This window comes from Nakamurella flavida (assembly GCF_030811475.1).
GTDB classification, from domain to species: Bacteria; Actinomycetota; Actinomycetes; order Mycobacteriales; family Nakamurellaceae; genus Nakamurella; species Nakamurella flavida.
This window is the reverse complement of the sequence record NZ_JAUSQV010000001.1, coordinates 2,139,727-2,152,943: the sequence shown is the minus strand read 5'-3', so window position 1 is coordinate 2,152,943 and position 13,217 is coordinate 2,139,727. Positions and strand designations below refer to the sequence as shown.

Here is a 13,217-nt window from a genome sequence, read left to right as displayed (position 1 = left end):
GCACGCGCGTCGGTCTCCTCGCCCCACCCCCCCTGGGCGGTCGCCACCCACGGCGGTCGCCATGTCCACCCACGAAGGGCCCACCATGAAGCGATCCATCCCCCTGGCACTGGGAGCTGCGGCTCTGCTGACGTTCTCGCTGGCCGGCTGCGCCGCGGATGCCGGGAGCACGACCTCCGAGGCCGCCGGGAGCGCCTCCGCGGACTGCACCGACGGCCCGATCAAGATCGGTCTGATCCCCAAGCTGGGGACGGACCCGTACATGGTGACGGTGCAGAAGGCCGTCGAGGCGGCCGCGGCCAAGGACGGGTCCACGGTCATCTACACCTCGCCCAGCGACGCGACGGGCGCCGCCCAGATCCCGTTCGTGAACCAGCTGATCTCCCAGGACGTCGACGTCATCGCGATCTCGGGCAGCGACCTGAACAGTGCCTCGGCCGCGCTGGCCAAGGCCAAGGAAGCCGGCATCAAGGTCATCGCCTGGGACTCCGATGTCGCGACCGACTCGCGTGCCTTCTTCCTGAACCAGGCCGACACCAGCAAGATCGGTGATCAGATGCTGGCGTCGCTGGCCGACATGATCGGCAGTGAGGGGGATTTCGCGATCCTGTCCTCGACCCAGACCGCCGTCAACCAGAACGCGTGGATCGAGAGCATCAAGGACAAGCTGGCCAACGACAGCAAGTACTCGAAGATGAAGCTCGTCACGGTGGCGTACGGCGAGGAGAAGGCCGACGTCAACGCCCAGAAGGCCAAGGAACTCGTGCAGGCCTATCCCGACCTCAAGGGCATCATCGTCCCCGCCGGTATCGGGCTGCCGGCCGCGTCGGAGGCGCTGTCGCAGAGCGGTGACCTCGGCCGGGTGAAGATCTCCGGTCTCGGCCCGGTGTCCCTGGTCAGCCAGTACATCGAGACCGGCAACGTCCAGGACGTGTGGTGGAACGTGACCAACCTCGGCACGCTGACCTTCGCCACCGCCCAGCAGTACGCCCAGTGCAAGATCGAACCCAAGGCGGGGACGAAGTACAGCGTCGACGGCCTGGGTGAGTTCACCGTCGGCGACAACGGCACGGTCCTGCTGGGCGAGCCCACCATCGTGACGCCGGAGAACATGAAAGATTTCTCTTTCTGACAGGTCGAGGTCGGGGGGGCGGTGGGAGCCGCCCCCCCGACCCCGGGTCGATGGGAGAGATACGCCTGTCCACCATCAAGGACGTCGCACGGCAGGCCGGGGTATCGGTGGCCACCGTGTCGCACGTGTTGAACGGCACCCGCTTCGTCCGGGAGGAGACCCGTGAGCGGGTGGAGAGCGCGATCGCCTCGCTGGACTACGTCAGCAACCGGGCGGCGGCGTCGCTGCGGACCGGTCGTACCCAGACCTTCGGACTGATCATGTCGGCGGTGATGAATCCCTACTTCAACGACGTGGTCACCTCGATCGAGGACGCCACGGTCGCCAACGGGTACAGCCTCCTGCTCGCCGATCACCGCGACGAGTCGGAGCTCGAGTACCGCTCGGTGCTCAACCTGTGCACCCGCAAGGTCGACGGTCTGCTCATGCAGCCGTCGGGGGATCCCAGTCGGGCCCTGCAGGTCGTGCGTGACCAGCGGGTGCCCACGGTGTTCGTCGACCGGTTCGACCTGGGTCACGGGGTGGGCGGCCACGATTTCTCGGGGACCGAGAACTACGACGCGACGATCGCGGTCGTCCGCCACCTGATCGACCACGGCCACCGACGGATCGGGATGGTCTGCGGGCAGGCCGGGAGCTCCACCACCGAGGAGCGACTTGCCGGCTACCGGGCGGCGCTGGACTCCGCCGGACTCCCGCTCGATCCGACCCTGATCGAACCCGGGCACTCCGACGAGACGCGGGCCGAGCAGGCCACTCACGCACTGCTGAACCATCCGGATCCCCCCACCGCGCTGTTCTCCGGCAACAACCGCATGACGATCGGCATCATGCAGGCGCTCCGGGCCCGCGGGATCGTCCCGCCGGAGGGCATCGCCCTGGGCGTGTTCGACGACTTTCCGTGGGCCGACCTGTTCTCCCCCCGGTTGACGTGCGTGGCCCAGCAGACCGATCGGATCGGCGCGGCCAGCGTCGCCCTGCTCCTGCGGCGCATCGCCGAACCCGACCGGCCCGCGGAGACGGTGCGATTCACCACGGAGCTCCGACGACGTGATTCCTGCGGTTGCCGGTGATCCCGGCTTCCGCCCGGGAGCCGGGCGGCTCAGCGGGCGCCGAGCCAGTCGTCCAGGCCGTCGGCCCGGCCGGGCCAGTCGGCCGAGGCGAGCTCGGCATCGGTGAGCAGTGACTCGGCGAAGGCGCGGGTGATCCGGGCGCGGTGCTCGTCCAGGCCGGTGAAGACCAGGCGGGTGGACGGGGTGAAGCCCTGCCATCCGCCGGCATCGCCGATGGACAGCTGTCCGCCGGCGCCGTTCCAGACGCCGACGGTGTCGGGTCGGGTGGCGAGCCGGAACCGGCCCCGGGAACGCACCCGGCCGCCGGACAGGGCGCCGAGACGTGCGACGAACCGTTCCGGATGCAGGGGGCGGCGGCTGGACAGGTCCAGGCTCCACACGCCGTGCGCGTTCGCCGCGGCGGGTGGGGCGACGGTGCGGGGGTCGAGCCGGGCCCGGGCGTGGGCGGCCACGTGCCGGGGGGTGAACCATTCCGCCGGGTCGAGCCCGAACAGCGGGAACCGGTGCGAGCGGACGCCGCGCAGGTGGTCGGCCAGGGTGGTGCCGACCTCGTCGGCGCCGACGGTGAGCACCAGGTCGGTGTGGGAGATCTGGGCGGCCAGCGCCTCGCCGACCGACCTCCGATCGTCCACGGACAGGGCCAGGGCGCGGTCGGCGAGCAGGTCCTCGCCCATCACGTCGTGGGCCGCGGTGTCGGTGTCCAGCACGGTGACCACGCTGGCCAGGGCCACGCCCAGTTCGGCGGCGTCCCGCGGATCGCACAGGGCGTGACTGGCGGCGGCCGATTCCGCGGACACGGGCAGGGCCACCACGATGCGCTCCCACCGGCCGGACGCGGCCATGTCCCGCAGGGCGGGCAGTAGGTCGGCACGGACGGCGCAGCCCAGGCAGGTGTGTTCCAGGAGGATCGTCTCGTCCTGGGCGATGCCGGTGACATCGCTGATCACCCGGCGCAGGGTGCCGGCGGCGGGGTCGAGATCCTGCCGGAGCACCCCCGTCCCGGGCAGATCGGTCAGCACCGAGAACACCGCGGTGTCCCGCAGCACGGTGTCGATCGACGACAGCATGGTCACCGGAACGGTCATGGTCTCTCCGCACAGTAATGAGAATCAGTTGCAATAGAGCGTAGCAGGGGACGCGGAGAGCCCGGACGCGGAATGCGCCCGGGCCCTCGGGATGCGGTGCGACCGCTCAGTCGGGTGGCAGTCGGTATCGGGTGAGGCGCGAGCTGTTGCCCACCACGGCCACCGACGAGGCGTTGTGCAGGATGGCGGCCATCACCGGGGACAGTGCCCCGCCCGCCCCCACGGCCAGCCCGACGGCGTTGACGGCGATGGACAGGCCGTAGTTCTGCCGGACCACCCCGATGGTGCGGCGGGCCAGCTCCCGCAGATCGAGCAGTCGGTGCAGGTCGTCCCCGGCCAGCGCGACGTCGGCGGTCTCCACCGCGACGTCCGTCCCGGCCAGGCCCATGGCGATGCCGATGTCGGCCAGGGCCAGGGCGGGGGCGTCGTTGGTGCCGTCGCCGACCATGGCCACCACGTGCCCCTGCTCCTGCAGGGCCCGCACCACGTCCTGCTTGTCCTCCGGCATCACCTGCGCCCGCCACTCGTCGACACCCAGCTCGGCCGCGACGGCGGCGGCGGTGTCCGGGTGGTCACCGGTGAGCATGACGATTCGGCGGATCCCGTCCCGGCGGAGCCGGGCCAGCACCTCCCGCGCCTCCGGACGGACGGTGTCCCGCAGGCTGACCAGCCCGACCAGCTTCCCGTCCACCGCGAGCAGCAGCGGTGTCTCCGCCTCCTGCTGGAGCCGGGTGACCCAGCCCTTCGCCTTGGCCGGGATCCGCACCTTCTCGGCGCGCAGCAGCTCCACGCTGCCCAGCAGCAGCACCCGACCGTCGGCCTGCGTACGCATGCCCAGGCCGAGCAGCACCTCGCACTCCTCGTGGGACGGGATGACGATGTGCCGCTCCTCGGTGGAACGGATCACCGCCTGCGCCAACGGGTGTCGGGAGTGGATCTCCGAGCTGGCCACGTAGGCGAGCACCTGCTCGGGTTCCCACCGCGGGCTGAACGACACCACGTTGGTCACCACCGGACGCCCGGTGGTCAGGGTACCGGTCTTGTCGACGACCAGGGCGTCGACCTGCGCCGCCCGCTCCAGGTGCGAGCCGCCCTTGATCAGGATGCCGCGACGGGCGCCGTTGCCGATGGCTGCGCTGATCGCGGTGGGCGTGGACAACCCGACCGCGCACGGACACGCGACGAGCAGCATGGTCATCGCCCGCCGGACGTCCCGGGTGAGCACCAGGGTGAGCAGGGACAGTGCGAAGGACGCGGGCACGAACCGGCGGGAGAACGTGTCGCCCACGGTCTGGATGGGCGCCCGGTCGTCCTGGGCCCGTTCGACCCGGTCGATGATGCGGCCGACGGCCGTGTCCGACCCGACCGCGGTGGCCCGCACGACGATGCGTCCCCGCAGCAGCACGCTGCCCGCGTGGACGGTGGTGCCCACCGCGACGGCCACCGGCAGCGATTCGCCGGTGATCGCCGCCTGGTCGACGATGCCCTCCCCGTCGATCACCACCCCGTCCACCGGCGCCGCCACGTGCTCGTGGAGGACCACCTCGTCACCGACCCGCAGGGTGTCGGTCGCGACCTGCTGCTCGAGGTCGTCGGCCACCCGGACCCACGCGGTGTCCGCCGTCCCGGTGATCAGGTCGGCGATGGCCCGCCGGGTGCGGCGCAGGGTCAGATCCTGGAGGTACTCGCCGATGTTCAGCAGCCAGATGACGGTCAGCGCCACGACGTTCTCCCGCAGCAGCAAGGAGGCGATGGTGGCGGCGGAGACCAGGGCGTCGGTGCCGGCCGTGCGTCTCCCGCGGAGGGCGGCGACGGCCCCGCGCAGGAACGGGTAGCCGGTGAACAGGGTGACCCCGGAGGCGAACAGTCGGCTGGTCGGGCCGAGCGCCGGGGGGCGGCGCAGAACGTACCGGCGCCCACCCAGGAGGATGAGCGCGGCACCGCCCACGATCATCCGCACCAGATCCGATCCGGTGACGTCGGCCGAGCGGGGCAGCCGGGTGGCCACCGCGGCGGGCGACACCGCACCCGCGGACGCGACGGCGGCCGTGAGCGCGTCCTCGTCGAGCGAGGCCGCCGAGTACCAGACCAGGACGGCGCCGGTCCGGGGGAACGCCTGCACGGCCCGCACCCCGCGCAACGGTCCGACCGCGTCCTCGAGGGCGACGGCCCGGGCGGTGGCGCCGCGGATGCCGTCCACCTGCAGCCGTCGCCGCCCGGCGTGGTCGGACCGCACGAACGCGGTCAGCCCGGCCTCGACGGCGTCCACGGTTCCGACGGCCCGCGCGGCGCGCGCGGTCCGGAGATCCCGTCCCACCGGGTCAGTGCTCGTGATCACCGTGGGTCCCGCCCACGGTGGGCGGGGGAGCCTGCTCACCGACCCGTTCGCGGGCCTCGGCGACGATGTCCCCGGTGGCCAGGCGCACGTTCTCCGCTCCGGTCTCGGCCGATCGGCGGGCCCTGATCCCCCAGGTGGTGACGGCCACGGCCGCCCCGCGCAGGGGGCGCCGCCCCGATCCGGACTTGACCCGGTCGACGACGATCGCACCGGCGATGCCGCTGGCCAGGGCGGCCGCGGCCCGGCCGGCCAGATGTCCGAGAGGCATGGGTTCTCCGTTCCGACGTCCACGACGCCTGATAACGATAATGAATCCTGATCGCGGCGAAGATACCTGATGGTCTTCGCCGTGGTCCGCCGCGCGTCAGTCCCGGTCGACGTCGGGTCGCAGGCCCCGTGGTCGGGGTGCCTGCAGGTCGAAGTGCAGGCCGACCAGTCGGATCCCGAAGCAGACCGCGGCGGCGATCACCGCGGCCACCAGGCCGAGTCGGCCGTCACCCCCGCTCGAGCCCAGCACGGCGATCGCCGCCCCGACCAGGGCCGGGATCGCGTAGAGCCCGCTGCTCAGCACCCCGGGCACCCGGCCGACGAGCACGTCGCGCAGCGTGCCGCCGCCCACGGCGGTGATCGCGCCCAGCAGGATCGCCTGGGCCGGCCCCCCGCCGAGCTGCAGGGCGCGGCCGGCGCCGGTCACCGCGAACAGGCTCAGCCCCGCGGCGTCCAGGACGTCGATGACCCGGATGATCCGGGACAGTGCGCGGAAGAACAGGAAGACCAGCAGGCCGCCGGCGGTGGCCACGGCCAGATAACGCCAGTCGCGGAAGGTGGCCGGCGGCAGGGCACCGAGCAGCACGTCCCGGATGATCCCGCCGCCCACCGCAGTGATCGCACCCAGGGTGATGACGCCGACGATGTCGACGTGCGCCGTCCGGATCGCGGTCAGTGCCCCGTTCAGCGCGAAGGCGAAAGTGCCGATGAGATCCAGCACGAGCAACAGGACGGAAGCGCTGGGCATGGCCCTTCTCTACCGCATCGCCGGCACCATCCGGACACCGCTGTGGTGAGAACGATTACCATAAGCACTAGGGTGTGCAGGGGTCGAGGACGGTCCGTTCGGGAGGCGTCATGCGCAGGAGGCACGGCCGGCGGGCCGAGGGTGGGGACAGCCCACGCGACCGGGGCCATGGGCGCCGCCCGTCGGCACCGGCACCCGTCGCGGTAGCGATACCGGCCGCGGCCGACCCCCTGCTGGTGGTGGCCGTCTGCGTCGGACACCGGTGCGCCGGTCTGCGCCGTCCGCCGCGGGCACCGGTGGCGAAGCCGACCCGGCCGGTGGGGAAGCCCTGCGCGCCGCCGTGCGGGAGCGGGCCCGGGCGGTGCTGATCTCCACCGGTTGCCAGGGGCGCTGTCCGCTCGGACCGGTGGCCACCGTCGGTCACGCCCACCCGTCGACCGGTCCGGCAGTACCGGGAACGCTGACCTGGACGTCCCCTCCGGTCGTGCTGGGGCCGTTGGACCCCCCTGGCGACCGGGCCCTGGCCGCGTGGATCCGCCGCACCGCTCCCCGCCTGGCCGACCTGCCGCCGCGGCTGCGGGCGCTGCTCCCCGGCTGACCGGGGGAGAATGCCGGCATGGACGAGGTCAGCATCACCGGCGAGATGATCAGGCTCGGGCAGTTCCTCAAGCTGGCCGGCGCGGTGGACACCGGAGCCGAGGTCAAGGACCTGCTCGGCGACGGACTGGTCACCGTGAACGGCGAGGTCGACATCCGCCGGGGCCGCCAATTGCACCGTGGGGACGTGGTCGGCCTGGACGGGAAGTCCGTCCGCATCGTCTGACCCGGCACCGTCCGACCCGGCACCGACCGACCGGGCCTGCGCCGGTCGGCCGGCCCCCGCGAACGACGGAGGGCCGGGAGCATCACGTGGATGCTCCCGGCCCGTCGGGGTGCTTCGGCCGGCCCTGGTCCGGCCCGGGGACTACTTGCTCAGGCTGGTGCTGCCACCGGCGACGGCGTCGGCCGGCACGGCCCGGGAGCTGGACAGCCGCAGGCCGGTGCTCGGGTCGAACAGGTGCAGGTGCTCCGGGTCGGTCGGGGTGGCGCGGATGGTCGAGCCCTGGGTCAGCGACTGGCGGGCGTCGATCCGGATGACCAGGCGGCCACCGTCCGGGGAGTGCCCGTGCACGAACGCGTCGGCGCCGAGCTCCTCGACGAGGTCGACGGTGACCGGGATGCCCTGGCCGGAGAGGGTGAAGTTCTCCGGGCGCACACCGAAGATGACCTCCTTGAGGCCCTTGCTGGAGGCCTCCGACATCAGCTCGCGGGGGAGCGGCACGGTGGTCTCGCCCAGCTGGGCGCCCTCGGAGGTCAGCGGGACCGTCACCAGGTTCATCGCCGGGGAGCCCATGAAGCCGGCCACGAAGACGTTGCTGGGCTGGTCGTAGAGGTTCCGGGGGGTGTCGACCTGCTGCAGGATGCCGTCCTTGAGCACCGCGACGCGGTGGCCCATGGTCATGGCCTCCACCTGGTCGTGGGTGACGTAGACGGTGGTGGTCCCCAGCCGGGCCTGCAGCTCGGCGATGTTCGCGCGGGTCTCCACGCGGAGCTTGGCGTCGAGGTTGGACAGCGGCTCGTCCATGAGGAAGACGGAGGGCTCGCGCACGATGGCGCGGCCCATGGCCACGCGCTGGCGCTGGCCACCGGACAGGGCCTTGGGCTTGCGGTCCAGGTACTTCTCCAGGTCCAACAGGCCGGCGGCCTCACGGACCTTGGTGGCGATCTCGGCCTTGTTGACCCCGCGCAGCTTGAGCGCGAAACCCATGTTCTCCGCCACGGTCATGTGGGGGTACAGCGCGTAGGACTGGAACACCATCGCGATGTCGCGGTTCTTCGGCGGGACGTGGGTGACGTCGCGGCCGCCGATGATGATCTTGCCCTCGTTGACGTCCTCGAGGCCGGCGAGCATGCGCAGCGCGGTGGACTTGCCGGAACCGGACGGGCCGACGAGGACGAGGAACTCGCCGTCGACGATGTCCAGGTTCAGCCGGTCGACCGCGCGGACCGGGGGGCTGCCCGGGTAGACGCGGGATGCCTCTTCGTACTGGACCTCTGCCATGTCTGGCTCCTGTTCCTCGTCGAACCGCGGCCACGCGCCACGGCGCAGCCTTCTCGCGGCCGACATTAACCTCTGGCCGTCGGTGACGGAAGGGTGTCGGTAAACGTTTTCCCGCGCATCCGTCGGGCGACGGGTGGGTGCCGGTCGCCCGCGGTGGTGGGTTGGACGGCGGCGGGCGGACCCGATTCACCCGACCGAGGGCGGGACGTGCCGTTGCGGGTGCCCCGAGCGCGAGGTCCCGGCCCGGTCGGGTGGTGCGACCGCCCCGCCCGTCCCACTACCTTTCTTGCATGGAAAGACACGGCTCCCGGCCGCCCGCCACCCTGGCGTCGCTGGCCGCCGAGCTCGGTGTCTCCCGGACCACCGTCTCCAACGCCTACAACCGACCCGACCAGCTCTCCCCGCGGCTCCGCGCCCGGGTCATGGAGGCGGCCCGACGGCTGGGTTATCCCGGGCCGGACCCGGTGGCACGCTCGCTACGCACCCGCACGGCCGGCGCGATCGGTCTGCTGCTCGCCGAGCAGGTCTCCTACGCGTTCCGCGACCCGGCGGCCGTCGCCTTCCTGGAGGGGTTGGCCCTGGAGTGCGACTCGGCCCGGGTGGGGCTGCTCCTCGTCCCGGCGACACCCGGCTCGGACGACATCGCCGCGGTGTCCGGTGCCGCGGTCGACGGTTTCGTGGCCTATTCGATGCCCGACGACGACCCGTACCTCACGGCCGCGCTGGGCCGGCCGGTCCCGGCGGTCATCTGCGACCAGCCGTTCGTCCCCGGGGTCGATCTGGTCGGCATCGACGACCGGGCCGCCTCCCGCCAGATGGCCGACCACCTCGTCCGCCTGGGTCACCGGCGGGTCGGCGTGGTCTGCATGCGGCTCGGCCGGGTGAATCGGGACGGCCCGGTTGACCTGGTCCGGCAGGAGAACGCGCGCTATCACGTGCAGCGGCACCGGTTGGCCGGATTGCGTCAGGCCTTCGAGGCCGCCGGGGTGGCCTGGGACCGGATCCCGGTGGTGGAACGGTTCGACCACACCGAGGACTCCGGCGCCTCCGCCGCGGCCGAGGTGCTCGCCCTGGACCCGGGCATCACCGCCGTCATCGCGACGTCGGACGTGCTGGCGGTCGGGGTGATCCGCGAACTGGTCCGCCGGCAGCAGCGGGTGCCGCAGGACGTCTCGGTCATCGGGTTCGACGGGATCGCTTCGGCGGTCGAGGCCGGCCTGACGACGATGGAGCAGCCGGTCACCGACAAGGGCCGGCACGCCGGCCGGCTGATGATGGACCCGGCGCGCAGTGCCCAGGGGCGTCGCATCACCCTGCCGACCACGTTCGTCCCGGGCCGCACCACCGCCGCGCCCCGGCACTGAGCGGGACGCAGGTCGGTCAGCTCTCGCCGTCCCCCTGGGCTGCGTCCTGCGAGCGGCGGGCAGCGGCCCGCTGCCGGGAGGAGGCGAGAACCCGGAGCACGTCGGCGACCCGGTTCGGGTCGGCGATCCGGACGTCGGCCGCGGTCCGGCCGTTGCCGACCTTGATGCCCAGATCCGGGGCGGTGAGCACACCGAACGCGTTCTCGTCGGTGATGTCGTCCCCGATGTACAGGGTGGCGGTGCAGTGGAACTCGCGGGACAGCCGACGCAGCGCCCGGCCCTTGTCGGTGGTGACCACCGTCAGTTCGAGCACCTTCTTGCCGCGCAGCAGGTGCACGCCCTGCCAGCTCGCGGGCTCCTCGATCAGCTCGGCCACGGCGGCGGCCTCCCGGTCGTCCAGGCCGCGCAGGTGCACCGCGATACCGGTCGGCTTGAGCTCCAGGCGCACCTTCGGGTACTCCGCGGTGATCTGCTGCAGCTCCAGGCGCAGCCGGGTCAGCCGGCGACCCTCCTCCTCGGTCATCGCCGACCCGGGCCGGCCGGGGGTGGCGCCCTCCCCGGCGCCCGTCTCCGCGCCGTGGCTGCCGACCAGTTGCAGGTTGGCGGTCTCACCGAGCAGCTCGGTCAGCACGCTCAACGCCCGCCCGGAGACCACCGCGACCACCGTCCCGGGGATGGCGGCCAGGGTCTGGAGCGCCTGCAGCGACTCGGGCAGGGCCCGGGCCGAGGCCGGGTCGTCGACGATCGGGGCCAGGCAGCCGTCGAAGTCGGTGGCGGCCAGCAGCCGCTCGGTCTCGCTGATCTGGCTGATCGCGGCGACGACGTCCTCGGACAGCCGCCCGGCCGCCTCGGCCAGCACGTCCCGGGTGCCCTCCAGCTCGGAGAGGAACGCCGCCGCCCAGCGGTCGACGTCGTGGGTGAGCACCTGCCGGCGCATGGCCCGCATCCGCCGGCGCGCGTCCACCGTCGGCATGGTCAGCGAGGTGCGGAGCCCCTCCTTCACCCCGTCGGTGTCGTAGGGGTTCACCAGCAGCGCGGTGCGCAGTTCGCGCGCCGCACCGGTGAACTCGCTGAGCAGCAGCACCCCGCCGCCGTCGACGCGGCAGGCCACGTACTCCTTGGCCACCAGGTTCATCCCGTCGCGCAGCGGGGTCACCGTCATGACGTCGGCGGCCACGTAGAACGCGGCGAGCTCCTCGCGGGGGAGCGACTGGTGCAGGTAGTGCACGGCGGGGCGGCCGATCCGGCCGTGGTTGCCGTTGATGGCCCCGACCCGCCGCTCGATGTCCTCGCGCATGCGGATGTAGGAGCCGATGCGTTCCCGGCTGGGGGTGGCGACCTGGATCATCACCGCGTCCTGCACCGACGGGTCACCGGCCAGCAGCAGTTCCTCGAACGCCTGGAGCCGGACGTCGATGCCCTTGGTGTAGTCGAGCCGGTCGATCCCCAGGATGATCTTGGCCGGATTGCCCAGGTCCTTGCGGAGCTGGCGGGCCGTCTCGTGCACCTCGGGGGTGGCGGCGAGCGAGGCCTGCCCGGCGGAGTCGATGGAGATGGGGAACGCGCCGGCCCGGATGGTGCGGCCGTCGAACTGCATGGTCGTCGTCCCGGTGGTGGACACCCCGACGAGCGACTTGGCCAGCCGGACGAAGTTGCGCGCCCCGCCGGGGAGGTGGAAACCGATGAGGTCGGCCCCGAGCAGGCCGGTGATGATCTGCTGCCGCCACGGCAGCCGCATGAACAGCTCGACGGGCGGGAACGGGATGTGCAGGAAGAAGCCGATCCGCACGTCCGACCGCAGCCGCCGGAGCATCTGCGGGACGAGCTGCAGCTGGTAGTCGTGCACCCACACCGTCGCACCGGGCGCGGCGACCTCCGCGGCTCGTTCGGCGAACCGCTGGTTGACCGCCTGGTAGGACTCCCACCAGCTGCGATCGAACGTGGAGGGGTTGACCGCGTCGTGGTAGAGCGGCCAGAGGGTGTCGTTGGAGAAACCCTCGTAGTAGTCGTCCACCTCGGCCTGGGACAGCCGCACCGGGAACAGGCTGATGCCGTCGTTCTCGGTGGGGTCCAGGTCGACGTCGGGGGTTCCCGGCCAGCCGATCCAGGCGCCCTGGCGGCGGGACAGGATCGGGGCCAGGGCGGTGACCAGACCGCCCGGCGCCTGCCGGGCACGGGTGGTGCCGTCGGGCTGCTGTTCGAGGTCGAACGGGAGGCGGTTGGCCACGATGACCATCTCGGCCTGGTGGGTCACCTGCCCGGTTCCGGTCGTCCCGCTCGGGTCGGACTCGGGCTCGGACACGGTTCCAGGGGTGGTGATCGGCACCCCCCGACCCTATCCGGGCCGGTGGACACCCCCGTGCGTGTGCAGGCGCACACGACCGGTGGTCGGACGGATCGAGGAGATCAGTGGCCGAACGGGTCCGGATCCGACCCGGGCAGCCAGGAGAGCCCGGGCACGCCCCAGCCGTTGTCCCGCACCGCCCGCTTGCCGGCCCGGGCGTTCCGGCCGACGAGGCGGTCCAGGTAGAGGAACCCGTCGAGGTGGTCGACCTCGTGCTGCAGGCAGCGCGCGAAGAACCCGGTGCCGGACACCTCGACCGGCTCGCCGTGCACGTCGACCCCGGTCACGGTGGCCGACTCGGCCCGCCCGGTGGGGAAGTTCTCGCCCGGCACCGAGAGGCAGCCCTCGTAGTCGTCGTCCGGGTCGGGCATGGTCTCCGGCACCCCGGAGGTGGTGATGCTCGGGTTCACCACGTAGCCGCGGCGGCGCTCGCCGCCGTCCGGGCAGTCGTAGACGAACACCCGGCGGTCGTCGCCGACCTGGTTGGCTGCGAGTCCGGCCCCGTTGGCCGCGGTGTTGGTGTCGAAGAGGTCCTCGACGAAGTCGGCCAGCTCCTGGTCGAAGACGGTGACCGGGCGGGTGGGCCGGTGCAGCACGGGCTCCCCGACGATCACGATGCGGCGAATGCTCATGGGTGCAGAGATTACGTGGCCGCCGGGGCCGGTTCGGTCGCCGTCGCCGGGTGTAAGGTCGCCCTAACCAAGCCTAGGCTCAGCTCAGGTCTGCAGCCGCTAGTGGCCAGGCCCCCCACCGTCAGGACACCGG

12 protein-coding genes are annotated in these 13,217 nt (G+C 72.2%); 5 read left to right on the top strand and 7 right to left on the bottom strand.

Going from position 1 to position 13,217, the window contains the following annotated elements; all coding sequences use genetic code 11:
- Positions 1 to 85: 85 nt before the first annotated feature.
- Together J2S58_RS09670 and J2S58_RS09665 are read left to right on the top strand one after the other, a co-directional pair.
- Positions 86 to 1,132 (top strand): substrate-binding domain-containing protein, encoded by a 1,047-nt coding sequence (locus tag J2S58_RS09670; RefSeq protein ID WP_205258097.1) that lies wholly within the window; start codon positions 86 to 88, stop codon positions 1,130 to 1,132.
- 50 nt (positions 1,133 to 1,182) lie between these two features.
- Positions 1,183 to 2,205, top strand: a complete 1,023-nt coding sequence (locus J2S58_RS09665; protein WP_205258098.1) for a LacI family DNA-binding transcriptional regulator — start codon at positions 1,183 to 1,185, stop codon at positions 2,203 to 2,205.
- A gap of 29 nt (positions 2,206 to 2,234) precedes the next feature.
- On the opposite strand, the gene J2S58_RS09660 is transcribed toward J2S58_RS09665, so the two are convergent.
- From J2S58_RS09660 to J2S58_RS09645, 4 genes are all read right to left on the bottom strand, one after another.
- Positions 2,235 to 3,290 carry a CobW family GTP-binding protein gene (locus J2S58_RS09660; protein WP_205258099.1) on the bottom strand — a complete coding sequence of 352 codons (1,056 nt, stop codon included), beginning with the start codon at positions 3,288 to 3,290 and terminating at the stop codon, positions 2,235 to 2,237.
- A gap of 106 nt (positions 3,291 to 3,396) precedes the next feature.
- Positions 3,397 to 5,628 carry a heavy metal translocating P-type ATPase gene (locus J2S58_RS09655; protein ID WP_306827873.1) on the bottom strand — a complete coding sequence of 744 codons (2,232 nt, stop codon included), beginning with the start codon at positions 5,626 to 5,628 and terminating at the stop codon, positions 3,397 to 3,399.
- Complete coding sequence (locus J2S58_RS09650) at positions 5,612 to 5,896, bottom strand: DUF1490 family protein (protein WP_205258100.1); 285 nt, start codon at positions 5,894 to 5,896, stop codon at positions 5,612 to 5,614. Before J2S58_RS09650 ends, J2S58_RS09655 begins: the two co-directional genes overlap by 17 nt.
- 96 nt (positions 5,897 to 5,992) lie before the next feature.
- On the bottom strand, positions 5,993 to 6,643 hold the full coding sequence (locus J2S58_RS09645; RefSeq protein ID WP_205258101.1) for a trimeric intracellular cation channel family protein: 651 nt from the start codon (positions 6,641 to 6,643) through the stop codon (positions 5,993 to 5,995).
- A 262-nt stretch (positions 6,644 to 6,905) separates the two neighbouring features.
- Here J2S58_RS09645 and J2S58_RS09640 point away from each other — a divergent pair, with 262 nt between their 5' ends.
- Both J2S58_RS09640 and J2S58_RS09635 read left to right on the top strand, forming a co-directional pair.
- Positions 6,906 to 7,241, top strand: a complete 336-nt coding sequence (locus J2S58_RS09640) for a hypothetical protein (protein ID WP_205258102.1) — start codon at positions 6,906 to 6,908, stop codon at positions 7,239 to 7,241.
- An 18-nt stretch (positions 7,242 to 7,259) separates the two neighbouring features.
- A complete protein-coding gene (locus J2S58_RS09635; protein ID WP_205258103.1) occupies positions 7,260 to 7,466 on the top strand; it encodes an RNA-binding S4 domain-containing protein in 207 nt (68 codons plus the stop codon).
- A 141-nt stretch (positions 7,467 to 7,607) separates the two neighbouring features.
- On the opposite strand, the gene J2S58_RS09630 is transcribed toward J2S58_RS09635, so the two are convergent.
- A complete protein-coding gene (locus tag J2S58_RS09630) occupies positions 7,608 to 8,744 on the bottom strand; it encodes an ABC transporter ATP-binding protein (protein WP_205258104.1) in 1,137 nt (378 codons plus the stop codon).
- Between the two features lie 290 nt (positions 8,745 to 9,034).
- Here J2S58_RS09630 and J2S58_RS09625 point away from each other — a divergent pair, with 290 nt between their 5' ends.
- Positions 9,035 to 10,108, top strand: coding sequence for a LacI family DNA-binding transcriptional regulator (locus J2S58_RS09625; protein WP_205258105.1), 1,074 nt, complete (start codon positions 9,035 to 9,037; stop codon positions 10,106 to 10,108).
- A 16-nt stretch (positions 10,109 to 10,124) separates the two neighbouring features.
- Here the strand turns inward: J2S58_RS09625 and J2S58_RS09620 are convergent, their stop codons facing one another.
- On the bottom strand, positions 10,125 to 12,434 hold the full coding sequence (locus J2S58_RS09620; RefSeq protein ID WP_205258106.1) for a bifunctional alpha,alpha-trehalose-phosphate synthase (UDP-forming)/trehalose-phosphatase: 2,310 nt from the start codon (positions 12,432 to 12,434) through the stop codon (positions 10,125 to 10,127).
- An 80-nt stretch (positions 12,435 to 12,514) separates the two neighbouring features.
- Entirely contained in the window at positions 12,515 to 13,084 is a 570-nt protein-coding gene (locus J2S58_RS09615; RefSeq protein ID WP_205258107.1) for a peptide deformylase, read from the bottom strand.
- Between the last annotated feature and the right edge of the window lie 133 nt (positions 13,085 to 13,217).